Raw genomic sequence first — 21,064 nt, 5'->3', positions numbered from 1 at the left:
TCGCCAGTGCTCCGGCGCCACGCGTGGGTCGCGCCGAACAGCTCTGGAATACGCCCCGCGGCCTCCCGGTCGCCTGGTCTCGCGTAATTTCACACGGCTGAGCAACGCTCCCCTAAAGCCTGCCATTGCGCGACCATAAAGGATCTACCGATCACCTAATCAGAGGAATACTGTTAGAGCTCTGTTGTGCTCTCGGATAAACTCTCTTTCGAAAATGGGTTTGTCAACCACCTGCCTGGGATTCGGAAATGGGAAAGATCTCCACGCAACACGACCAGAACGCGGTGACGCAGGCGACGGGGGCCGCCCGAATTTGCAAGCGCCAGTACCGCACGCCGAAGCATCAGCGCATCGCGGTCGCCGCTTCGACACAGGCCGGCAAGAACAATGCTGGCTTTGAAGCGGGCGTGGGTATGTCTTTGGTGCGTTCATAAGCCGAGGCTACAGATCAGTGTTCGGCGGTCGCAGGTGATGAGGTGATGGGTTCAGTGCGCTAGCAGGCAGTGAACCTTCTGTCACATCCGCCACGTAGCGAATCGTCGAGCACATCGTGCCTTCTTGGCATTCGCAGATGCATCGCTTGCGACGGCGCACCCGCCCGGCGCTGTAATGCTTTCGCTAACGTGGCATAAAGATTCACTCCTGCGCCAATTCGTAATCATGGAGTGGAATCTCTTACCAGCACGGATTGGATAATTTGCGCTTGTCGTGCGGCGGCTGCTGCCAACACGTCCGTCGCTGCCTTCGTCGAGCTGGCGCTCAGACACGCGCGCGCCAGGTTCGCCAGTAGGTCCAGGTTGCCTACCGCTATCTCACCGATGGCCCGGTTGACGGCATGTTCGGCTTTGTCCCCAGCCAGGCCGGCAACACGCGCGGCGCGCAACAGCGCCAAACGCAACGCGGCACGGGCCCGCGCCGGGTGTTCCAGATCGCAATAGAGATGACTGATCTCGAGGCGATGCTGCCCAAGGGTCACCTCGGGCGGGTCTGTCGGGTGCGCCGGCTTGCGTGTCTGCGCCAACACTGCGATCTCACCGAGCTCAGGCATTCGCAGACGCAAAGCCGCGCTGCGTGCAAATGGCGTGGTACGGTCGACATAGCCATGATGCAGGGCCAGGCCCAGAACATCGCGGCGGCCCCCGTAATCAACGAAGCATTCGGCGCCAAGCCCCGGCTGGGAGACCGCCACGCACAGCGTCGACGCGTCGAGGTCGATCGTGCTGCCGCAATGGTGGTGATTGAGCAAATCGCTCAACGGCATCAGAACTCCCCGGGAAGCGTCGCCTTTGTGCCGAACCCAGAACGCCCTGGTTTGCAGGAATCCGGCCGCGGCGGTTACCGGTTCCTGCTGAGCGAGATCCGGGCGAATCTCGGCGAGTGCCTGCCGAACCCTGCTGTCCTCGATCACTACGCGTCGCGGATGCCGGCAACTCCACCAGTCCAGCTTGTTCGCCGCGTTGTAGAGATCGACATGCATTTCCAGTAGCTGCTGCTGCGTTGACGAAAGCCCCTGCGGTGTTCCGGTCAGCACGATCCGATCCGTGCGCTCGCTCCAGACAAGACCCTCCAGGGGAATCAGCAGGCCTCGAGGAATTGCGAATAGGGGCTGCCCGACGGCACCCGCCGTGGGGTCACAATGAACGCTGAAGTTCCCGGCCGTCTCGACCAACCGCACGCCTGGATGCACGCTGCCCCCTTCACCGCGCACAATGCGGGCGATCTCGATGAGGAGTTGCCTGATGATCCGTGAGCCGGACCGGACCAAATGGGAATCCGTCAAGTGACCGCCTCCGCGAGAATCTTCATCACCCGGGCATGCGTGGCACCGGCAACCCCATGCGCTTGGCCAGTACCGGTGCAACGAAACACCCCACCACCGTGAAGCGCTCAAAGTCGGCGCCGCCGCCGGCGACATGCATCGGACCGGCAGTCACCCAGGCGTGTGCGCTGAGATCATTGTTGTCACGATCTCTCGCCAGACCGAGGTAGAGAGCGAAAGGAATTCGATAGAGTCCGAGCAGCAGCCGCGCAGTAATCGCCTGCGGAAAGCAGTTGGACTCCCAGGGCGTATAGCGGGCCGCAATCTGGACGGACCGACCGATCAACCGCGCACGCACGGCCTGGACAGCACTCACCAGCGGCACCCAAGGCTCCACGCCGACGTTCGTACCGAGCAACGGCGCAAGCCGCCGGAAAGGCACCAGGGCAATCAGGCCGCGGCTCAAGCCTAACAGGGCCCAGGTCGGGCCCAACCAGAGCCAAACGAATCCGGGCTCCCGGCGCAATTTGCGCAACTTATTCGGCAGCACCGCTGGACCTGCCGGCGAAGTCATGCCACGACATGATCGATGCTGACCGCCGCCGTGCGCATTTCCTCCCACGTCCCGGCGCGGGCGACCCGCCCCGCATCCAAGACCACGACCTGGTCGGCATGCGCCAGTGTCGCCATCCGGTGCGCGATCATGACCACGGTGGTACTGCCGTGCAGTTGTCGGAGTGCGCGGCGCACCTGGGCCTCCGTCGATAGATCGAGCGCACTGGTGGCCTCGTCCAGCAGGATCAACGCAGGGCGCTTGAGCAGCGCCCGGGCGAGCGCGATGCGCTGGCGCTCGCCACCGGATAGGCGCAGTCCGGCATCACCCACCACCGTATCGAGCCCATCGGGCAGTTCCAGGACGAATTCCGCCGCGGCCTCCCGCAACGCCGCAATCAACGCCCCGTCGGTCGCGTTCGGGTCCCCCCAAAGCAGATTGCCACGGATGCTGTCGTTGAATAGGAAGGTCTCCTGGGGCACGTAGGCGACCGCGGAGCGCCAACGCAAGCGCTGCGACTCCGACAGGGAAACACCATCGATCCGCAGCGCGCCAGCGTCGGGCTTGAGCAACCCCATGAGCACATCGGCCAATGTGCTCTTGCCAGCCCCCGACGTACCGATGATCGCCGTTGTGGTACGCACCGGAAAGCAAATGGAAACCTCATCCAGGGCCGGCCGGCTCCGCCCCTCGTACCGCACCGAGACCCGGTCGAGACAGATGTGCCGTCGTGGCGACGGCGCCGGTGCCGGTGCCGGGTCCACCAAGGCTGGCTCGGCGTGCCGCTCGGCAGCAGCCATCAATTGCGCGGTCTCGGTGGCCGCCGGCAAGGCGTGCAGAACATGCGCCGACTGCTGCAATGCGCCGGACAGGATCGGAATGAGCCGCGCGGCGATCAGGACCAAGACCATCAGTTCCGCAACGGGTGTCTGCAGCATCGCCAGGCCGACGTAGAGATATCCCGCCACGAGCACCGCGCCGATCACCTGCAACAAGGCGCGCGTCCGACTCGTGTTTGCGATGAAGCGCAATTCCTGCTCGCGCAGGTGCATCAACACGCTCACAAAGACATCCAATTGCCGCCGCTCGGTGCCGAGGATCTTTGCCAGCTTGAGGTTGCTCAAGCTGCCCTCCAGCACACCGGTCATGTCCCGATGCGCATCGCTCAACTGCCACCCCAGACGCACTGCAGTGCGCTGGTGCCCAAGCACGGCGACCAGCAGCACCCCGCCACCGATGACGGCGATCAGGGTCAGTCCGGCGTCCAGTGTGAATGCCGCGACCAGGTACACCAGCATCGTAACCAACGCCACTAGGACCTGAAAGCCGAAATGCAGCCCGACGCCAATGCGCTCGATATCATTCAACAATGTGCTGATGATGTCGGCACGACGGCGGCGCGCCACCCAACGCCACTCCGCCCCGAGCAACACCTGGAAGACACGTCCACGCAATCCGTCCACCAGCTGATGCTGAATTCGCGCAGCAAGCAACGCCTGTGTGTACTGCACGGCCGCCCGCGCGATGACCAGAACCAGAAACAGCAGCAACAGGATTTCAATACCCAGCGGCAGGCCGAGGGAGCCGAGCACCGACTTAAGCCACACCGCAAAGTGGCCATCATCGGCGCCGCCTCCCACACCCTGCACGAGTTGCAGCAGCGGCACGAGCAGTAACAGGCCAACGCCCTCCGTGATACTCGCGGCCGCCGTCACGAGCCCGAACAGCAACCACGTCCGGGAAGGCACACCGACGAATAGGCTGCGCGCTCCCGCCAACGCGACGAGCGAATGCCGATCGCCACGCGTCAGCGCCGGCTCAGCCATGGTCGGTGGAATCAAGCCACTCGATAAGCACACGTTGGCTCGTGAGCTCGGCCAGACGAGCCGAATCGCCCCGCCATATGTTCCACACCTTGGGGCCGTGGCGCCGAAATAACCGCCCTATCCTGCGCACGTGCAGCCAGAATGCCGGCGGCAATGCCTGCGCTTCGGTCAGGCCGAATTCCTCGACCAGTTCGATGCGGGGCGGAAACAGGCGATGCGCCAACAAACCAAGCCGTTCACGATTGGAGCCACTTGTCCACACCCGCAGGACATTGCGCCCGACCCGGTCGCGCGATGCCATATCGAGAAAAATGGATGCCAGAGCGGCGGCGTGCATCTGTTCCAGATCTGCTGGGGCATCGGCGATCCCGCCCAGTGCCTGCTCAGGAATCGCGGCGCCAAGGTATCGCCGCACCATCGACAGGGTGAGATAGACGCCGCGCCCCCAGCCCCACGCCCGTGTCCGTTCGGCAAGGATCGCCCAATCCGGTGGAGATGGCCCTGCGCAGAGCCGAGCAACGTCAACGAAAGGCCGCAGCCCGACGGTGCCGAAGTAGTGATGATGGCTGGCGTGAAAGCACAGGTACGCGATCAAGTCCTCCCGTGCCAGGCCCAATGCGGACTCTGCACCGATCGTCACCGCACAGGCGCGGTGCCAAAATGCGGCCTCGTCGATGGCTGCCTCCATCCGCGGATCAGTCAAAGCCCAGTGCACATCGACAGTGGCGCCAAAGCGGGGATGCAGCAACGCATATTCATGGTTCGCCGGCGCCAGATCGATCAGATTGCTGGCGTCATGCGGGACGTGGTAACCGAGCGACTTGAACACCGCGGTCGCCCGCGCCATGTCGCTCCGCCTGAACAGCAGGTCGATGTCCGCCATGCCCCGCGCCGATGCGCTGTTGTAGACGGTATGGGCCAGATGCATGCCCTTCAGCGTCATCACGGGCAGGCTTGCTATTGCACACGCGCGCAGTATCTCGACGAGGGTGGCTCGCAAACCGAGTTCCTTCAATGCCTGCGCCTGTGCCGACGCGCGCAAGCGGTCCAACAGCGGGGGCGCCACCGACGGCCTCAGCCTCGGCTGCATCAATCGCTCATAGAGTTGGAACTCGACCTTGCCTTGCGCCGCCAGATCTCCGAGCCGCTCCCAATCTGTTGCGCCCAGGCAAGCAAGGGCCACAGCGTCCGGCCGACCGGCATCGGTGTGGAGGCAGCCGAGCAGAATCGACACGAGGTCGTCTTGATCGGGCGTCGCTCGTGCGGCTGGCAGCATTGCTCTGATCGGAACGGAAACGAGTCGGCTTCTCAGCATCTGGTGCCGGGAATGTCAGTGCTCGACACCAGCGCCATGACGGGTCAGTCTTGCGTCGCGGCGCTTTGATCCTCTGAAGAAACGACTTCGACCAGCCCGTCGGCGATGCTATCCCGCAGGTGCGCCAACAAATCCATGATGCACCGCTCCTCCTCGACATCGAATTCCAATCGGATGCGGGAGCACAAATCACCGACTGTCCGAGGCAACTCAAGCTGGTACCAGACGAAACTGGCGACTTCGTTAAGGCCGAAATAGTTGCCGGAATCAACGTGCATCATCAGCACCTCACCGTCGGCGTCGGCGGCGACCAAATCCGGATGCTGCCGAACCACGGTCTCGAGCGTCAAATTCGCGATCGGGGTGGAGCCGCTGGTGTTCATACCTGTATCCCCTGATTGAGCACATTCGCAAATTGCTGTCTATTGCGCCGGCATAGCCCGTAACATGATGGCATAGGCGACGCAGGATCCCTGTTGTCCCTGCTGCCTGGCCTAAGGCATTCCCCGATGACCTATCGCTACAGGGTGTTTGGTCTCACCGTCGCATCCGCGCTCGCACTGCCCGAACTGGTCGCTATATCGGGCGCCGATCCCGCGGACATTGAGATCGAACTCGCAACCCTCACCCCCGAGCTCGAAAACGCGAACCTCTCCGAGCCCCACCTGCAGATCACGCCCGGGGTCGTTCAGTTCTCAATCGAGGGTGTTGGCCATTACCGCATCCTACGGGGGAGCCGCATTCTCGTCGATCCTTGTCCCGACGCGCGGCATGGTGATGTGCGCGTCTGGCTTCTCGCCCTGGGACTAGCCGTCGCAGTCCACCAGCGGGGGTTGCTGCCGCTCCACGTGAGCGCCGTCGCAATTGGCAGCGGCGCGTACGCATTCTGCGGCGAATCGGGCGCCGGCAAGTCCACCCTCGCCGCCGCGCTGCACCGGCGCGGTCTGCCGGTACTGACCGATGATGTGGGGTTGGTGGTGCCCGAAGCCCAACAGGTTCTGCTGCATCCTGGTTTTCCGCGCATCAAGCTCTGGCGGGATGCCCTGGAGCACTTCGGCATGGATCACCAAGAACTGACCCGGGATTTCAGCCGCGCCGATAAGTACCATATCCGCTTGACCGAAGGCTTTCACGGCAGGCCACTTCCCTTGCGCGGTATCTATCTGCTGGAGCGCGCCTCGGCGGAACAGCCGTTGATCGAGCGGGTAAGGGGTTACACCGCGATCGACCTCATCCGTGCGCAGACCTACCGATGGGAGTTGCTGCGCGAGTTGGAACTGTCCGCGGAGCACCTGCAAGCGTGCAGCGTGATCGCGAAACGGGTCCGCATCTTCTCCTTCCGCCGGCCTTGGGGATTGGAGCGTCTGGAGAATGACCTCGACAACCTCTTGGAGCACATGGATCAAGCCTGAGAAACCCCGGTCTCCGCTGCGCCAAGCGCAGATCCTCCGGGGGAGAGCTCGGGTCCGAAGCGGAAGACCGCGTCTTCCAGTTGCGTGACGAGCTTGGCACCGATTCCAAGCGGGATATGGGCAACAACCGGCGGCGGCCAAGGGCACTGGCACCTTGAACCGCGGGCGTATATTTTTGACGTCGCCGGCTGGGAACTGCCGGGATCAACAGGGGGCCGCGCAACCCGCCGGGCTGGAAGCGCCGACCAGTTCGGCGCTTCTTTCGCCCGGCCAAGGCATCAAGTCCAGAATCTGTCCGCGCCATCCCGGGCGATGCCACGAGCGCGCTTGCGGTCATTCCTACACTCGACGTAGCCCATGAGAACACCGCAGCCGTAAGAGATCAGACAGATCAGCACATAGTCCATTACGACGCCTCCCGAAATGGGCTGGCTTCAGCCGCCTTGACCCCGGGCGGCAGCTCAGGACCTTGTTGACAACTGTTCACTGCGCCGAAATACGCCGGGCGCCAAAGCAATGCCATGGTCCCGAGCGCCAGAAGCCCCGCCCCCCCCGTCGAGACACCGGCCAGCATTGCCAGATTCCAACCCGCGGCACCAAAGCCGGCCAGGGACAGCCCCTGTGTCGCCTCCCGGCACTCCTCCGGATCGTCCATCCTACGCGCCATACCCGTCATTGCGACCTTCGCCGGGATCAGCGGCAGAGCGGCAGGATTGGCTTCTGCCAAACCCTGCGACAAACCCACGGCCGTGGTCGCCACATCAGCGGTCTGTCCCATTGTTCCGATGTTTGCACAAGCGGGAAGTATGAGCAGCAGAGCGCACCAAGCTATCCGTGACATCAGGCGCTCCGGAACGGGCTGTCGCGCATGTCTTGTCGCGTCTGGTTCATTCCCGCGACGTCCGTCACGAGCTGCCCCCGACTGGCAAAGGTGCCAGAGCCGCTCACCCCCCTGACCTTGCGGTGCCTAGATCGCTCTCGGCAGACCGCTTGCGCGCTGCCGGTGTGTGTCAGCAGACTGCAGGTGCCGATGTGGATGGCCTCGCCAGCAACGACTCGGCCCGCGATAGTACCGACGCCGCTCCACCTTTTGCGCAACGCCAGCGAGCCGGCGTGAATCCCATAGCCCAACAGGAAACTACTGTGTCTCGTCTGTGCGTGCGCCGCGTGGGACCACATCATTGCCATGACGAGGCTCAAAGCGGCTCCCGTCGCGGCAACGACCAACGGCCATAACCCACTCGCATTCATCATTATTCGCCTCTTCTTCATCCAGAAACGCCGGTCGTTACCGGCTGCAACTGCGGTGAGCGGCAAGCAGTCTTTCCAGATCGAGTGATGCTTTGGCGCCACGCAAACCGGCTCAATCCCGGTTCGCGCAGGCACCAACGCCCAACACGATGTCGAAGAGTAAAGCCCTAGTCGTGCCAATGCGCTCACGGCCCCAACAGCCCGATGAGCACGAGCCTATCGGTCGCCAGGCGACCTTCCCGCGCTGTCAGCATCCTGTGCTCTAAGAAGTCGTTCTCGACTGATCCGGGCGCGCTCGGTGGCAATCGCCTCTTCTCTTTAGGAAAGACGGTTTCGGTGCTAGCCATTTCGCCGTCTACGCCATCGTGCAAGATGGCCAAGGCGGGCGCCATCGGTGGACAAAAGGGATTATGCAATGGACGGCCAGTAACGCCGCCTCAGCAAAGCTCGTTGCACCGGGAGGTGTGACTGCGCAGAAGGCCGCAAGGCGAACACTCAACGAGCACAACAGCGGATCGCCCGCAGGGTAGCAGGGCGAAGCCCATAGGGGGTAAATAACCTAGGGGAAACGCCGATACATCGGCGCTTCCCTAGCTCAGATTGCCATGAGTCCCAGCCGCTATATCGCGGACGGCAGATGGTCGCCGGTCTGTAAGGCTGAGAAGTGACACACAGGACCAAAAAATGCATACTTTATGTGTATGCGCAAGGTCATCGGCCGGCACGCTCAGGGGCTACCGCCGCCGTCTCCCCCCCACGGCGGTGCAGCACATCGGCCAACCCGGCAATCAATCGCGCGTTGTCCGCCGCGCCTCGCACCGCGACTCGCAAATACCGCGCATCAAGCCCGACATAGTCGTTACAGGTCCGCACGGCAATGCCGAACCGGCAGAGCAGTCGCTCGGCCACTGCGGCACCCGTCGGTGCGGTATCCGGCAGGCGCAGCAGCAGGTAGTTGGCCGCCCCGTCCACCACGCTCGCCCCCAGCACGCGCAACGCTGCGGCGAGTGCCTGGCGCTCGCACCGAATCAACCCGCGGGTGCGCTCGGCGAAGGCGCTAAGCTCCGGGTCTGTCAGTACAGCGACGCCCGCGCGCTGCGCCAGGGTGTTGACCGACCAGTCCGGCAACAGCCGGCGCCCGGCAACGGCGAGATCGCCTCGCAGCACCGCATAGCCGAGGCGCAACCCGGCCAGCCCATAGAATTTGGTCATGGAGCGAACCAGGATGACATTCTCGAGCGGCAGCCCCGCGACGGACACCTCGCCCTCGACGAATTCGATGAACGCCTCATCCACCGCCCACCAGACGCCGGGCCGCGCCTTGGCGAACGCCGCGATGGCGGCGACATCGACGAGTCGGCCAGTCGGGTTGTTCGGCCGGCCGATCCAAACGAGGTCGCCGTCACTGACGCCGGCGGTGAGCGCGCCGGAATCAAGGGCGAAATCTCTGCGCGCATCGAGCGGCACCTCCTGCACGTCGAGCCCCCAGACAGCGCCGCCGCGGCGATAATCCAGGTAGCACGGCGCGGTCACCACCACGCGGCGCGCACGCACCAGCCTTGGTAGCCACCAAATCAGCTGTTCCGCGCCGTTACCCGGTAGCACCAACTCCGGCGGCACGCCGAGGTGAGCGCCAATGGCTTGGCGCAACTCGGTGCAGTCAGGGTCAGGATAGTCCCCCAGCTCGGCCAGCGCGCCCCCCAGCGCGGTCCGTACGGATGCCGGCATACCGAGCGGATTGATGTTGGCGCTGAAGTCGATGATCTCGGTCGCAGGCCGCCGCGCGCGCGCAGCGAGTGCAGCCAGATTGCCGCCATGAGCACCGACCGGGATGCGCGAAACGCTCCGACTCACTGGCCCGCGCCCGGTCTCGCGAGGCACGGGGTCCCAGCCCATGGCCGCATCCGACACCCGGGCGGCACGTACCGCCTCACAGCGGGTCCCTGCGCGCGCCGCGGGTCGAGCTCGCGGCTATTGCGAACCGTTCGCATTGGCGTTATCTTCCTGCCACGTGCGGAGGCGATGCGAGGGAACGTGGCGATGTGACTTCCGCCCCTTCACCGGCCCATGCGTGCCGCATCCGCATGATGCGATTGCGGCACGCCGGCATCGATCATCGAGAATGGAGCAACTCGCGTGCACTATTCAGACAAATCCCCTTCCCATAATCCGGTTTCCGATCCCGAGCCTCCGCGGCTGCAGAGCAGCCAATTGCTCCGCGGCCGGCGCCGTGTGGTCATCGAGCACGGGCAGGCGCAGTACACGCTGCTGCTGACCCGAAACGACAAGCTCATCCTGGTGAAATAGCCGCATTCGCCTGTAGTACCGAGTTTGCAGACCGCCAGCCATCACCAGCATGACCGCCGGTCAATCCACGTGATAAACCCAGATCGAGGAGCCTGCGCGAGCCACCGGCTCGTAATCCAGCAGCCAGGCATATTGATCATAGGGTGGCTCGCGCGTTCCCAGCTTGAGATTGAACACGCTGATGCCCACCCAACCCGTGACCCGCTGATTGGGTGGCAAGACATCAAAGGCCGGCAGACCGAAACGCTCCAAGGGCGTACCGAGGCTCCCGTTGTACTGCATCCAGACGTGATCCACCCCGAGCGACTCCAGGAGCGGCCCCAGACGGGCCAAGTCCTGCCCCCAATCCAGATCACTGTCCACCGCGATCTCCTCGGGATGCTCCCCGGCCAGTGGATTGAACCAGGCCAGGTAGTCCGGGTGGGCCATGACCGATACCCCGCCCAACCAAGCGAACAGCGCGACCACGCCCGTCCGCGCCGCCCGACGCCATCCGCCTCGGACTCGCAGCAGGCGCGCAGCACCATATCCGGCAACAACGGCCAATAGCGGCATGATGGATAACAGCTGCCGCAGGCCATTGGTGACACCCGCGGCCATGCCGACGGCCAGGATGCCAAGCGCCGCCGCCAACGCAAGGGCCGCTTCGCACCCGCCGTCCGTGCGGTCGCTCACCAAGTCGGCCGCCACATACACCGAGCCGATGAGCAGCAACAGCAGAAAGGCCAGCGGCAACTTGACGGCCAACATGACCGGGAAATAAAGGGCGGAGCCATGCCAGGACACCGCACCCAGAAAATATGACTCATGCCCCTTCTTGCCCTTGCCGAACGCCGCCTGCATGGCGCGAAAGAAGTTTGGCATCGGCACCGGCACTGCTTCAACCAACTGATAGGCCGCATGATGCAGAATGCCGGATGAGCCCAGCACTGCGTCGATATCTTGATGCGGCCTCATGTCCGGGCCGAACCGCTCCGTGTCGAACCCATAACCGGCCCAGACCACCAATAACCCGCTCAGTCCCGCAACGGCCAGCCAGCGCAACCAAAACCGCGCAGCAGGCACGGGGCCGCCCGCAGCGCCCCGTTTGCGCCACGCCAGGATGCCGTGCAACAGCAGCATCAGGCCCCCACCCGCAACGATGAAGGGGAGTGCCGACGACTTCGTCAGAAGTGCGAGACCAGCCGAGGCTCCGAACAGCAATGCGCGCAAGACGCTCGGTGCTCGCAGAAAATACGCGAAGGCCAATAGTGCCGCGCCGACTGTCGCCGCGCACCCCATATCCACGGTCGCAAAACCTGCATGCGCGAGAACCGGTGGTAACAGGCTCAAGGCCAGCGACGCCAACAGTGCCGCCGGCCAGCCGGCAGTGCGCCAAGCCCAGATTGCTGTGACAAGCAAGGCCAGCAGCAGGAACGGCAAAGTGCCGGCACGCGCAGCCGCCAGCGTCCGCCAGTAGTCGCCTTTGGCGAACAGCAACTGGACACCCGATTTGTACCCGAAGAACTTGCTACCGTCGTACGCTATGTTATCGATGCCCAAGGCGTTGACGCCGACGGCGTTCATCGTTTCCGCGAGCGGTGGGTGGATGGGAACGAATCTTCCATCGTGCCCCCATCCGTCGTGCAGCCATTGCATGCCGGCGCCGATATGAAACGGCTCGTCCCAGGTGTGAGAGAACACCGGGTAGGTCGCGGCCACACGCAAGCAGGCAACCAACACGATCACCGCGAGGGCCAACAGGGGAGCGTGGCTCCAGCGTGCCGCCGCCGCGAGCCTGACCCAAAAAAATGCCATTGGCCCCTTCATGCCCGCTGGCCCATTAGAACCGACTTGAACAGGAAGCGCAGATACCGAAGCGACTCTTTGCCAACCCGCAGCTTGGTCTCGCCGTAGGTGCGCTCGCCGTAAACGATGGGCACCTCGGAGACGCCGGCACCATTGCGCTTGGCGCGGAGCAGGAACTCGATCAGAAACACATTGCCTTCGCTGCGCATCTGCCCTTTGATCGCGTCGAAAACCGACTTCCTGAACATGCGGAAGCTGTGCGAACTGTCCGTCTCACTCATGCCGAGGAAGATGCGATTGGCGTATTGCCCCAGCTTGCTCGCCAGCTTTGCAGCGATCGACTTGCCCTCTCCACTGGTGGCGTCCGCGAGGTAGCGCGAGCCGATCACGACATCGCAGGAGTTCAGCCTTTCCAGCATCAGCGGGAAGAGCTTCGGGTCGTGGCAAAGGTCGGCGTCGATGCAGACGATGTTCGCCTTGGACGCCGCCTCAAACCCCTCGAGCCACGCGCGCGACAGGCTGGCTGGCCCTTCTCGGAGCAGCAAATGCACCGCGGAGTGCTCACGTTCCAAGGCGCGCACAACCGCGATGGTGCCATCGTTGCTGTTGTCATCCACCACGACGATCTCGCCGTCGATGTCGTGGTCGGCGAACACCGCCAGCACCGCGGGTACAAGAGTTTGGATGTTGTCACGCTCGTTGAAGGTGGGAATGACGACTGAGAGTTCCTGCATGTGGACAACCTTGGCCAAGGGGCTGGGTCTGAGATTGCTATTGACGGTCCGACGGCGGCTCCTGCAATACGCCGCCGACACTGAGATGCTGTTGCCAGAGCGCAAGCGGCCCCAGCGCAATGATCGGCAGCGTGCTGACGGCGTGCAGGAGGATGGCGTAGCCCAGCGCGCCGGAAGAATCGATTCCATACGCCTCGAGCGCGAGCACGACCGCGAAGTGAAAAGTGCCGACGAATCCGGGACCCGACGGCACGCTGACGCCCAACGCCAGCGCAACCAGCACGAAAGACGCCTGCTCCAGAGACAGCGGCATGCCCAGCCCGGCAGCAAGCACCCGGACCGCACCCACGGAGAGACCCCAAATGACAACCGAGTGCAAGCCCAGGCGCAGGTAGCCGCCGCGGTCCCGTAACGGCGCAAATCCGACTGCCAATAGCTCCAGGCGCCAGCGCACCTCGCCTGCAAGTCGCTTCGAGGCCAGCCCGAGGACCGAGGACACCACCGCCATTAGCCGATCCGTGTGCCGCACCAGCACCCAAAGGCCCCCCATCACGATCACCACCAGCAACGCCAGTCCCAGCATCGCGGCGGTGACGGTGCTGGACAATTGCGCACCATCACCGGGTAGCGCACCCAGCATGAACCACAGCAGTGCGATGAGCAGAATCGCCAGGGCATCCAGCACCCGCTCGGCAACCACCGTGCCGAATATGCTCATTCTGCTCAAGCCCGTCTCTTTGCCCAATACTTGCGCGCGCGCAACTTCACCCACTCTGATCGGCATCACGAAGTTGATCATGTAACCGATGAGCGTGGCGCGAAACAGCGGACCGACCGAGATGGTGCCGAGGTTGCCGAGGAGAATTCCCCATTGCATGGCGCGAAACCAAAGGGCCAGAATCTCGAACAGGGCCGCCAACACGACCGCGCTCAGGTCGGCATGGGTCAGAACGTCCAGCAGCCCGGCTGGATCAACACCACGAAAAGCCAACCACAGGAACACGGCGCTGGCCAGCAAGCCAAGCCCGGTCTGAAATGCCTTGCGCGAGTCCACGCTCATGCTGGCCGCCTACCCTGCCGACATTACTTGCTGGTGCATACGGCTAGCCAAGACCCGCCAGAAGCGCTGGCTCTGCCCGGTCTCGCACTGGGGTCTCAATGTCCTGCGGTGCGATGATCGCTGTCAACAAACCAACGCACCGTTTGAGCCATGCCCTCGTCCAGGCTGCGCATTTGCCATGAGGGCAACTCCGCGCGCATCCGCGCATTGTCCAGACAGACGCGCGCGCGCCCATCCGGCTTCGACGTATCCCAGGTCACCTTTCCGGCATATCCCGCTCGCCGCGCGACCACCTCCGTTAGCTCTCTGATGGACACCTCAACGCCGGTGCCGATATTGAGTGGCTCCGCGGATTCGTAGTAAATCGCGGCGGCCAAGATGCCATGCACCGCATCATCCACGTAGATCAGTTCGCGGGTCGGCCGGCCACTTCCCCAACAAACGACCTGCTCGCGGTCCTCGCGTGCCGCGGTGACAAAGCGGTTGATCATCGAAGCCGCGACCTGCGCAGTTGCGGGGTCGAAATTGTCGTGCGGACCAAAGACGCTGGCCAACACCAGTGAGGCTGTCTGCATGCCGAATTGCTGAGCATACGCACCGGCCTGCACCAGCGACAACCGCCGCGCCATGGCGTGGGGTATCAAACTCTCCTCAGGCAATCCCGTCCAGATGTCCTCCTCCCGGTGCGGGATCGGCGCATTGAACGGATAGACACAGTTGGACATGACATTGACGACCTTACGCACTCCAGCCTTGCGCGCGGCTTCCAGCAGGTGGGAGCAAACGATCATGCTGTCGTAATAGACCGTGCCTGGATAGCGCCGGTGCACGGCAATACCGTGGCGATCGGACGGGATGAAGAACACCACGTCGGGGCGAAAGTGCTCAATCTGGTTGTCCAGGTAGCGCAAGGAGCCCAGATCGCTGCCCAACTCGCCGATGCCCAAGACCTTGGCGCCTCTCCGCTTCAGCGCGGTCAGGACGTGCAGACCGATCATGTCATTGACGCCGGTGATGAGCACCTTCGACGTGGAGAGGTCGATCATCGCGCCCGCCGCTCCAGGAACTGCCGTACGGCTGAAGAGACCCGCGCCAGGTCCTCCTCGTCCTTACCGGCGCCCGATGGAAACCATACGCCGTGCTGCGCCATGCGTGCAGCAACCGAACAGGGCCCGGCGCTGCGGTATCCCGGCTGGGTATGAATGGCTGGCCAAAACGGGCGGCAATCGATGCCCCGTTCGGCCAAGTGAGCGATCAGCCCCGGGGCGTCGTCGACCACGGCATCGACCCACAGCGGCACATGGCCGGCATCGAAATCGGTTTCGATGAAGCGGATGCCCGGCAACCCGGCGAGTTCCTGCTCATAGAACCGAAATTGCTGCTGCGCGCGTCGCAGACGGTGGTCCAGTCGGTGCATCTGCTCGCTCGCGATAGCGGCACAGACGTCAGAGTACTTGAAGTTGAAGCCGTGCTCGGGGTGGTGGTTCCATGAGCGCTTCAACCTACCATGGTCTTTGAGCCGAACCACGCGCTCATAGACCGCCTCGTCGTCGGTTATCACCAGCCCCCCCTGCCCGGAGGTGATGATCTTCGTCGGCGCCAGCGAAATCGCCGCCGCGTCACCTATCGACCCCAACGCCGCACCGCCATCGCGCGAGCCAAGGGCCTGCGCGGCATCTTCGATCAGCCCAAGTTCGTAGTGCGCGGCGATCGCCCGCAGCGCAACCATATCGGCCGGACGCCCATTGACATGCACCGGCACGATCGCCTTGGTGGCCGGACCGACCGTCTGTTCGACAAGATCCGGGTCGATGTTGAGATCCTGCTCGCGGACGTCCACACACACCGGCTCCGCGCCGGCCAAAACGACCGCGTTAGCCGTCGCGACGAAGGTCAGATCCGGCACCAGCACTTCATCACCGGGGCCCACTCCGCATGCGCGCAATGCCAGGAAAAGCGCCACCGTCCCGCTGTTCGTCGCCACTGCGAAGCGGCTGCCGAGGAACTCACTCACCTGAGTGGTAAAGCGGGCCGTTTGCGGCCCTTCATTGACGTAGCCGGAACGAACGACTTCCGCGACAGCGGTCGCCTCTTTCTCGCCGAAGCTCGGCTCCCACCAAGACAGTCTACTCACGGAAGTCCCCACCTCTGTTATGCGACCCTTGCGACAGCGCCGATTTGAGCAACCACGAGAATCGGCGTTTGCATAGCGCAGAGATTGTCATTGCTCAGGGTTGACCTAGCCACGAGCCCGGCTTCCACAGCGTGGTCTTCAATCTTCGCGCCAACATCCGCAGCGGACGCGGCTGATTGAGCAACCAACAAAGCAGCCAAGTTCTCTGATCCAGCGCTTTTCCATTCAGAGAACGGGCTAGCCGGCGCGCTTCATCATCCCGCTGTTCGTAAAACAGCGTCCACAGGAGATCTACTTCTGTCTCGTCGATTACCTGCAGCGCCGCTTCAACAAATCGCGGGGGCGTTTCCCCCAAATCAATCTCCCGTCGCAACATGGCGCTCTTGCCGACAAGGTTCTTCACCACATCCGCGGACAGATTGTCCTCACCCTTGCGTACCAACACCGTAACTGTTGTGTCAAGCACGGTCACCGCGCCTCGTCCGAGCGCACGCCGGGTCAGATTGGCATCAGCGGCTGGCGCCCGACTCAGAGCGGGGTTGATGCCGCCAATCGCATCGTAGAACGAACGGCGAAAGGCACTCGCGGATGGAAAACAGAGGTTGCAATGCATGAAGCCAGCCAGTGCGTCGGCACCTAGACGAAGGAATGGCGGCTTAGCCACCTCCGCATAGCGCGTATACCATTCGCGCGGCCAGCGCGCGAAGTGATCTGATACCGAACTGCGTGAATCACCGAAGGTGCGAAAATTACTAATCAGGAAGTCCGCGTCCGGAAAAGTTCGAACAGCCCGGGCAAAGTTCGCCAAGTGGTTCGGCAGCCAGCAATCATCCGAGTCACATAGCGCAAGCCAAGGGGCGGATGTCAACTCGATGGCATGCCGACGCGCCCCTTCAGCACCTCGGTTCTCGATCCTTTCGAAAATGATCTTGTCCCTAAAGGGCGCAATCGCGTCACTCAGCCCATCCGTGGAGCCGTCATCAACCACCACAACCTCGATCGGTGGCAATTCCTGCGCGAAAACGGCATCGAGCGTCTCTGCGATGACAGCCGCACGATTGTAGGCTGGAATCGCCACCGCAAATCGAGGCTTCTGCGACATGCAGCACCCTCAATACGACGGCAATCCAAATAAGACCTGCGTGCGACACTCCCCGAAGGGCACGGTCTCCGCAATCCGGCTTGACATGCGCAGTGGGCGATGCCCCATGCCCTGACGCCGAAGTTCCATTCAATGCAACCCGCTAACGAAGCGGTCCCGCTCGCGGCAGCGCAGGTAGCATGACGCTGACTTTGACATTGCGGCTACGCGAGCAAAGACCATGCAATGCAGCTCGTCCCAATGGCGGCACGACGAACACAATCACCTATCGCTGTTGATCGTGTTATCGTTCTGTCATTACAGGATGGACGCGAAGATATCCAGAGTCTGTTCAACATAGCGCTTGGACCAGGCCAGCCGCTCTGGGATGGGACGATCGCGACCCCGCCGCACGTAGTCTGCAACCCGTTGCCGCAGGCGGGCTTCGCCGCCGTCGAGTTTGCCGACGCGTGCAATGACCCCGGCGGAACAAGGATGCTTATTGGTTACGCTTAGATAGAGCCGTGGCCGGCTCTGGACCCGCAAGCGGCTGATTATCGCGAGTCTGGTCGCGTCGGTGTGATCCATGACACAAGCAAAATCATTGAAATAACGGAGATAACGCTCGGTCACCGCATAATTGTTCGTATAAAGCACATGGTCCGCGGGCACGAGCGGGCACGCCGGATCCTGCGGCAACAATCCGACCAATCGTCGGTAGACCGCCTCTAGCACGGGACGGGAGTTTGCGTAGCGGTATAGCTTGACCAGCAGCCGGGCGCCTATTGCGGGCTGGATGCGGACAGTCCATTCGCCATTGAAACTCGGGGCGGCCCAACGCACAATCGCGGCGCCAGCGGTAATTTCCCGTTCCAGCAGGGCGGGAAGGCCCGGCGCGAACCAGTCGTCGTCGTCGACGAAGAGAAATCGCTTGCGTGCATCGACCGCTGCGATGGCCTCCTGATGTAGCGCAACGTTGCTCGGCAACAGCGTCGCGCCGTCTACCGCCGCCCAAGACTCCTTCGCAATCTCCGCGAGTCGCGCCCGGCAACTGAAGAAATCCAAGTTGAAGGTGTTGTTCCAGAGATCAACGCGTGCACGCAGGTCACCTGGAAAGCCCGTAGGCAAGATCTCGGGAATGAAGGCGCTGGGCTCACAGGTCCCGTCGCGCTGGAAGCGCTCGGACAGGCTGGACCAGTCCGGCGTGCGTCGCGGCACGATGAAGTACTGCGCGGGGCTTCGTCGGGACATCTTGGGCAGTGCGTCAGTCTTGCTGCGCGCCCACGAAGGGCGTGGGGTCGCCGCCTCACAGAGCCGGTGGCACCTTCTGTGGACGGACGTCTGTTATGCGGCGCACGGACCGCTGGCTGGGGCTCAGGGGCGCACTGGGGCGCTCATAGGGCCTTACGCAAGCGCGCCGGTAAGCCTGGCGCGCGCGGCGCACTGTGCGACTGCCGCCAGCGGAACTGGCGATGGCGCGCCATACTACAGTCGTGTGCTCGTGGCGTACATCGAAAACTTTGCGTTTCGTGGACCACATGCGCCCTGTGGCTTCACCAGGAGAGGCAGCAGGGGAGCGCGTACTGCGCAGCGGAACGGCGAGCGGGGCCGGGGCGTCTCTTGGCCGCCGCGCGCGTCGGTGGGCGCTGCACACCCTCATCCACGCGCGTCACGACACGTCTCGTGAAAGTCGGCTGGGCCTTGCACCGAACCAACGCACGGTACCGGCGCGCACGCCGACGCCCGAAGTACACGCAACCTGACTGTCATGCCGTAGCGCGGACATCCGGTTGCGCATCCAGACCAATGCACCGCTTCAGATTGTGATCGCGCGCCTGGGCGCCACCCGCGGCCGGCGCCCGACCTAATGCCGTCGACGTAGCGTTAACTAAACTGACTTAGCAACAACATCGGCTCAGCACTCGACGCGCAGGCATGAAGAAGCAAGCAGCAACGCCGATCATGGCTGCAGAAGCCAAGAAGCTCGCGGCGATTTGAATCTGTTTATGCCGCCATAAGGCAGGCTTTGTCCTGCCGTAGGTGTCGCTGCCCGCGTCCGCCTGTATCCGAAGGCGTTCACGGGATAGCGCGGCCTCTCTTTCCACCGCTCGGTTGCGTTGATGCTCGACTTGCGCAATGGCAGCACCGCCCCGGCGCCGACACACTTGCTCGCGATTGACGCCCGGCCGACTTTCGCGGAGGTCTGTAACCCGCCTTGGCGGAGCTTGGATGACTAGACGTGAGGTAATGCCGCCCGCCCGCAGACGTGGCCGGGACCACTCGCAGCGTTTGGCGCAGCGGGCCGGTGGCGCCCGCCCCCGCGACGGACCCGGCCCCTCTTGCCCAAACCACGCGGTGTTCGTTCTCGGCCGCCCCGGACGGCCACAGCGACAGCGACAGCCACTTGGCTGGCATCGTAAGAGCGCTCGCCGCGCCCGACTGGATCATAACGGAGAGATCAGCCCCGGCAAAGCCGGGACCAGACACCTCCGCCCAAAGCACGCCTACTGGAAAGGGTTCCCGAAAAGGTCTATAAGGTCCCCGTTTCCGGAGGCTGATCCGGAACCCCCAAGCTCCATATCCAGGGGGCAGTCGATCTTCTGCACCGTCGATGTATTGGCAAAGTCGCTGCGCGAGTTATACAGCTCCAACGTACCTTCATAACTTGCCGAATCCATCACCATCATCGTGTCCACAGCACCACAGCCGAGCGCATCCACTGTCATAGCACGAAAGGCCACCGCAACGGTGTCTCCCAAGAGCAACCAACTACCCTCAAAGGGCCATGCGCCAAGCCCCGCACAGGGGGCCAAATTACCCGAAACGCGGCCGGTGATTGACGGTCCGATGTCGGTGTCCGCAATATTTTCGCCAACATTGATCTCGTAGAGAACATCTCCATCAAACGCGCTAAGGCACACAGGTTCCGCGTGCAGACTAGCCATGCCGAACATCGTCATTAGTGCGATGACGGGACGCGTCGCCTTCTTCATCGATGCCGATCTCATGCGTCTTCTCCTAAAGCGGGTTGAGGTGAACAGAGCCATATTCCCTAGCCGAGCAAGTGGAACGTCATTTGAACTTCATCAACGGCGACACCGATGTTGGCCAGGATGGCCGACAACTCGGGGTCTAGCAAGGAAATCGCGGACACTGGTCGTCCCCAGCCAAGATCGGCGGAGATTCTCAGCGAAGGCGGCGAACGGCCCCAACTGCTCAATGCTGCCGCCCAAACCCCGGCCAGTCAACGTCTCCTCATGACCAAGAGCAGTCGGACGGCGTAACGTAGCCGACTGGCTGCATGCAGGAAGAACTCGCCCGTCGCGATAAAGCGGTCAATGTAAGCTTTTCACCGATATCGGCAGACCTGCTCCAAGAACTGCTCCACGAGTTGGTCAAAGCTTCAGAGCACTGTACAGACGCGGGCTGGCTGCTCGAAGCACTCGCGGATAACCAAGGCGGTGACAATGACGCGGCGGCCGCGCCTGGTCGAGAAGCACCTGTCGGTGTGCACGACGCTCTTGAGCAGGCCGTGCATGCGCGATCCCTTGGCGAGTTAGTAGGCGCACTCGGAGAAGGGCCCCGCGGCGTGCTGTAAAACGACGCCACAGCGGAAGCCGTAGATAGATCACTGGCCGCGGGTGAGGGTGAGGGTGGGCAAAAACCAATCCCCGTCCTGGTTTCGGCGGCTAGTCCTCGCAGCTTTTCACGTCCAAATGGATCACATAGCAAGGGTATGCATCAACCGTCGGCTCGAGGGAGTTTCCTTTGTAGGTAGTAAATTGTCCGGCTGCCGGCTCGCTTTTGGGTAGCGCATCGCACTGGTATCCCTGAATCTTTACAG

At 63.0% G+C, this 21,064-nt stretch carries 20 protein-coding genes; 5 read left to right on the top strand and 15 right to left on the bottom strand.

The features are described from left to right. Positions 1 to 248 precede the first annotated feature (248 nt). Positions 249 to 434 carry a hypothetical protein gene (locus LJE69_RS09405; RefSeq protein WP_296924224.1) on the top strand — a complete coding sequence of 62 codons (186 nt, stop codon included), beginning with the start codon at positions 249 to 251 and terminating at the stop codon, positions 432 to 434. A 224-nt stretch (positions 435 to 658) separates the two neighbouring features. Here LJE69_RS09405 and LJE69_RS09400 read toward each other — a convergent pair whose 3' ends face one another. The 5 genes from LJE69_RS09400 to LJE69_RS09380 form a co-directional block, all read right to left on the bottom strand. Beyond that, positions 659 to 1,780, bottom strand: a complete 1,122-nt coding sequence (locus LJE69_RS09400; protein WP_296924221.1) for a hypothetical protein — start codon at positions 1,778 to 1,780, stop codon at positions 659 to 661. A gap of 25 nt (positions 1,781 to 1,805) precedes the next feature. After that, complete coding sequence (locus tag LJE69_RS09395) at positions 1,806 to 2,333, bottom strand: lasso peptide biosynthesis B2 protein (protein ID WP_296924219.1); 528 nt, start codon at positions 2,331 to 2,333, stop codon at positions 1,806 to 1,808. Further along, on the bottom strand, positions 2,330 to 4,138 hold the full coding sequence (locus LJE69_RS09390) for an ABC transporter ATP-binding protein (protein WP_296924217.1): 1,809 nt from the start codon (positions 4,136 to 4,138) through the stop codon (positions 2,330 to 2,332). The genes LJE69_RS09395 and LJE69_RS09390 overlap by 4 nt, the downstream gene beginning before the upstream one ends. Further along, a complete protein-coding gene (locus LJE69_RS09385) occupies positions 4,131 to 5,414 on the bottom strand; it encodes a nucleotidyltransferase family protein (protein ID WP_296924216.1) in 1,284 nt (427 codons plus the stop codon). The genes LJE69_RS09390 and LJE69_RS09385 overlap by 8 nt, the downstream gene beginning before the upstream one ends. Positions 5,415 to 5,497: 83 nt before the next feature. Then, complete coding sequence (locus LJE69_RS09380) at positions 5,498 to 5,836, bottom strand: PqqD family peptide modification chaperone (RefSeq protein WP_296924214.1); 339 nt, start codon at positions 5,834 to 5,836, stop codon at positions 5,498 to 5,500. Between the two features lie 126 nt (positions 5,837 to 5,962). Between LJE69_RS09380 and LJE69_RS09375 the strand changes: the two genes are divergently transcribed. Beyond that, positions 5,963 to 6,865 carry a hypothetical protein gene (locus tag LJE69_RS09375; RefSeq protein ID WP_296924212.1) on the top strand — a complete coding sequence of 301 codons (903 nt, stop codon included), beginning with the start codon at positions 5,963 to 5,965 and terminating at the stop codon, positions 6,863 to 6,865. A 406-nt stretch (positions 6,866 to 7,271) separates the two neighbouring features. On the opposite strand, the gene LJE69_RS09370 is transcribed toward LJE69_RS09375, so the two are convergent. After that, complete coding sequence (locus tag LJE69_RS09370; protein WP_296924210.1) at positions 7,272 to 7,643, bottom strand: hypothetical protein; 372 nt, start codon at positions 7,641 to 7,643, stop codon at positions 7,272 to 7,274. A 408-nt stretch (positions 7,644 to 8,051) separates the two neighbouring features. Between LJE69_RS09370 and LJE69_RS09365 the strand changes: the two genes are divergently transcribed. Then, positions 8,052 to 8,204, top strand: a complete 153-nt coding sequence (locus tag LJE69_RS09365) for a hypothetical protein (protein WP_296924207.1) — start codon at positions 8,052 to 8,054, stop codon at positions 8,202 to 8,204. Between the two features lie 623 nt (positions 8,205 to 8,827). On the opposite strand, the gene cobD is transcribed toward LJE69_RS09365, so the two are convergent. Continuing rightward, the gene (gene cobD, locus LJE69_RS09360; protein ID WP_296924205.1) at positions 8,828 to 10,012 is read right to left on the bottom strand and encodes a threonine-phosphate decarboxylase CobD; all 1,185 of its coding nucleotides are present in this window, start codon (positions 10,010 to 10,012) and stop codon (positions 8,828 to 8,830) included. 240 nt (positions 10,013 to 10,252) lie between these two features. On the opposite strand from cobD, the gene hemP reads away from it, so the two are divergent. Beyond that, entirely contained in the window at positions 10,253 to 10,423 is a 171-nt protein-coding gene (gene hemP / locus LJE69_RS09355; RefSeq protein ID WP_296924203.1) for a hemin uptake protein HemP, read from the top strand. 60 nt (positions 10,424 to 10,483) lie between these two features. Here the strand turns inward: hemP and LJE69_RS09350 are convergent, their stop codons facing one another. From LJE69_RS09350 to LJE69_RS09315, 8 genes are all read right to left on the bottom strand, one after another. After that, complete coding sequence (locus LJE69_RS09350; RefSeq protein WP_296924202.1) at positions 10,484 to 12,220, bottom strand: hypothetical protein; 1,737 nt, start codon at positions 12,218 to 12,220, stop codon at positions 10,484 to 10,486. 8 nt (positions 12,221 to 12,228) lie between these two features. After that, entirely contained in the window at positions 12,229 to 12,963 is a 735-nt protein-coding gene (locus LJE69_RS09345) for a polyprenol monophosphomannose synthase (protein ID WP_296924200.1), read from the bottom strand. Positions 12,964 to 12,982: 19 nt separating this feature from the next. Beyond that, on the bottom strand, positions 12,983 to 14,005 hold the full coding sequence (locus LJE69_RS09340) for a lysylphosphatidylglycerol synthase transmembrane domain-containing protein (protein WP_296924198.1): 1,023 nt from the start codon (positions 14,003 to 14,005) through the stop codon (positions 12,983 to 12,985). Between the two features lie 95 nt (positions 14,006 to 14,100). Further along, a complete protein-coding gene (locus LJE69_RS09335; RefSeq protein WP_296924196.1) occupies positions 14,101 to 15,051 on the bottom strand; it encodes an NAD-dependent epimerase/dehydratase family protein in 951 nt (316 codons plus the stop codon). After that, positions 15,048 to 16,139, bottom strand: coding sequence for a DegT/DnrJ/EryC1/StrS aminotransferase family protein (locus LJE69_RS09330; protein ID WP_296924194.1), 1,092 nt, complete (start codon positions 16,137 to 16,139; stop codon positions 15,048 to 15,050). Before LJE69_RS09330 ends, LJE69_RS09335 begins: the two co-directional genes overlap by 4 nt. A 94-nt stretch (positions 16,140 to 16,233) precedes the next feature. Continuing rightward, positions 16,234 to 17,241, bottom strand: a complete 1,008-nt coding sequence (locus LJE69_RS09325) for a glycosyltransferase family 2 protein (protein ID WP_296924192.1) — start codon at positions 17,239 to 17,241, stop codon at positions 16,234 to 16,236. 297 nt (positions 17,242 to 17,538) lie between these two features. Beyond that, positions 17,539 to 18,471 (bottom strand): hypothetical protein, encoded by a 933-nt coding sequence (locus LJE69_RS09320; RefSeq protein ID WP_296924190.1) that lies wholly within the window; start codon positions 18,469 to 18,471, stop codon positions 17,539 to 17,541. Between the two features lie 1,253 nt (positions 18,472 to 19,724). Beyond that, positions 19,725 to 20,213, bottom strand: coding sequence for a hypothetical protein (locus tag LJE69_RS09315; RefSeq protein WP_296924188.1), 489 nt, complete (start codon positions 20,211 to 20,213; stop codon positions 19,725 to 19,727). A gap of 308 nt (positions 20,214 to 20,521) precedes the next feature. Between LJE69_RS09315 and LJE69_RS09310 the strand changes: the two genes are divergently transcribed. After that, entirely contained in the window at positions 20,522 to 20,818 is a 297-nt protein-coding gene (locus tag LJE69_RS09310; protein ID WP_296924186.1) for a hypothetical protein, read from the top strand. The last annotated feature ends 246 nt before the right edge of the window (positions 20,819 to 21,064 follow it).

This window comes from Thiohalocapsa sp., assembly GCF_022340605.1.
In the GTDB taxonomy this organism is placed as follows: Bacteria; Pseudomonadota; Gammaproteobacteria; order Chromatiales; family Chromatiaceae; genus Thiohalocapsa.
The sequence above is the reverse complement of the archived record's forward strand: the minus strand, read 5'-3'. Positions and strand labels throughout refer to the sequence as shown.

Bases quoted from the DNA above. Each gene is read 5' to 3' on its own strand.
- LJE69_RS09385 (WP_296924216.1), bottom strand. From the start codon at position 5,414: ATGCTGCCAGCCGCACGAGCGACGCCCGATCAAGACGACCTCGTGTCG.
- LJE69_RS09335 (WP_296924196.1), bottom strand. From the start codon at position 15,051: ATGATCGACCTCTCCACGTCGAAGGTGCTCATCACCGGCGTCAATGAC.
- LJE69_RS09390 (WP_296924217.1), bottom strand. From the start codon at position 4,138: ATGGCTGAGCCGGCGCTGACGCGTGGCGATCGGCATTCGCTCGTCGCG.
- LJE69_RS09375 (WP_296924212.1), top strand. From the start codon at position 5,963: ATGACCTATCGCTACAGGGTGTTTGGTCTCACCGTCGCATCCGCGCTC.
- LJE69_RS09395 (WP_296924219.1), bottom strand. From the start codon at position 2,333: ATGACTTCGCCGGCAGGTCCAGCGGTGCTGCCGAATAAGTTGCGCAAA.
- LJE69_RS09370 (WP_296924210.1), bottom strand. From the start codon at position 7,643: ATGGGACAGACCGCTGATGTGGCGACCACGGCCGTGGGTTTGTCGCAG.
- LJE69_RS09325 (WP_296924192.1), bottom strand. From the start codon at position 17,241: ATGTCGCAGAAGCCTCGATTTGCGGTGGCGATTCCAGCCTACAATCGT.
- LJE69_RS09350 (WP_296924202.1), bottom strand. From the start codon at position 12,220: ATGGCATTTTTTTGGGTCAGGCTCGCGGCGGCGGCACGCTGGAGCCAC.
- cobD (WP_296924205.1), bottom strand. From the start codon at position 10,012: ATGGGCTGGGACCCCGTGCCTCGCGAGACCGGGCGCGGGCCAGTGAGT.
- LJE69_RS09315 (WP_296924188.1), bottom strand. From the start codon at position 20,213: ATGAAGAAGGCGACGCGTCCCGTCATCGCACTAATGACGATGTTCGGC.
- LJE69_RS09365 (WP_296924207.1), top strand. From the start codon at position 8,052: ATGACGAGGCTCAAAGCGGCTCCCGTCGCGGCAACGACCAACGGCCAT.
- LJE69_RS09320 (WP_296924190.1), bottom strand. From the start codon at position 18,471: ATGTCCCGACGAAGCCCCGCGCAGTACTTCATCGTGCCGCGACGCACG.
- LJE69_RS09405 (WP_296924224.1), top strand. From the start codon at position 249: ATGGGAAAGATCTCCACGCAACACGACCAGAACGCGGTGACGCAGGCG.
- LJE69_RS09340 (WP_296924198.1), bottom strand. From the start codon at position 14,005: ATGAGCGTGGACTCGCGCAAGGCATTTCAGACCGGGCTTGGCTTGCTG.
- LJE69_RS09380 (WP_296924214.1), bottom strand. From the start codon at position 5,836: ATGAACACCAGCGGCTCCACCCCGATCGCGAATTTGACGCTCGAGACC.
- LJE69_RS09310 (WP_296924186.1), top strand. From the start codon at position 20,522: ATGCAGGAAGAACTCGCCCGTCGCGATAAAGCGGTCAATGTAAGCTTT.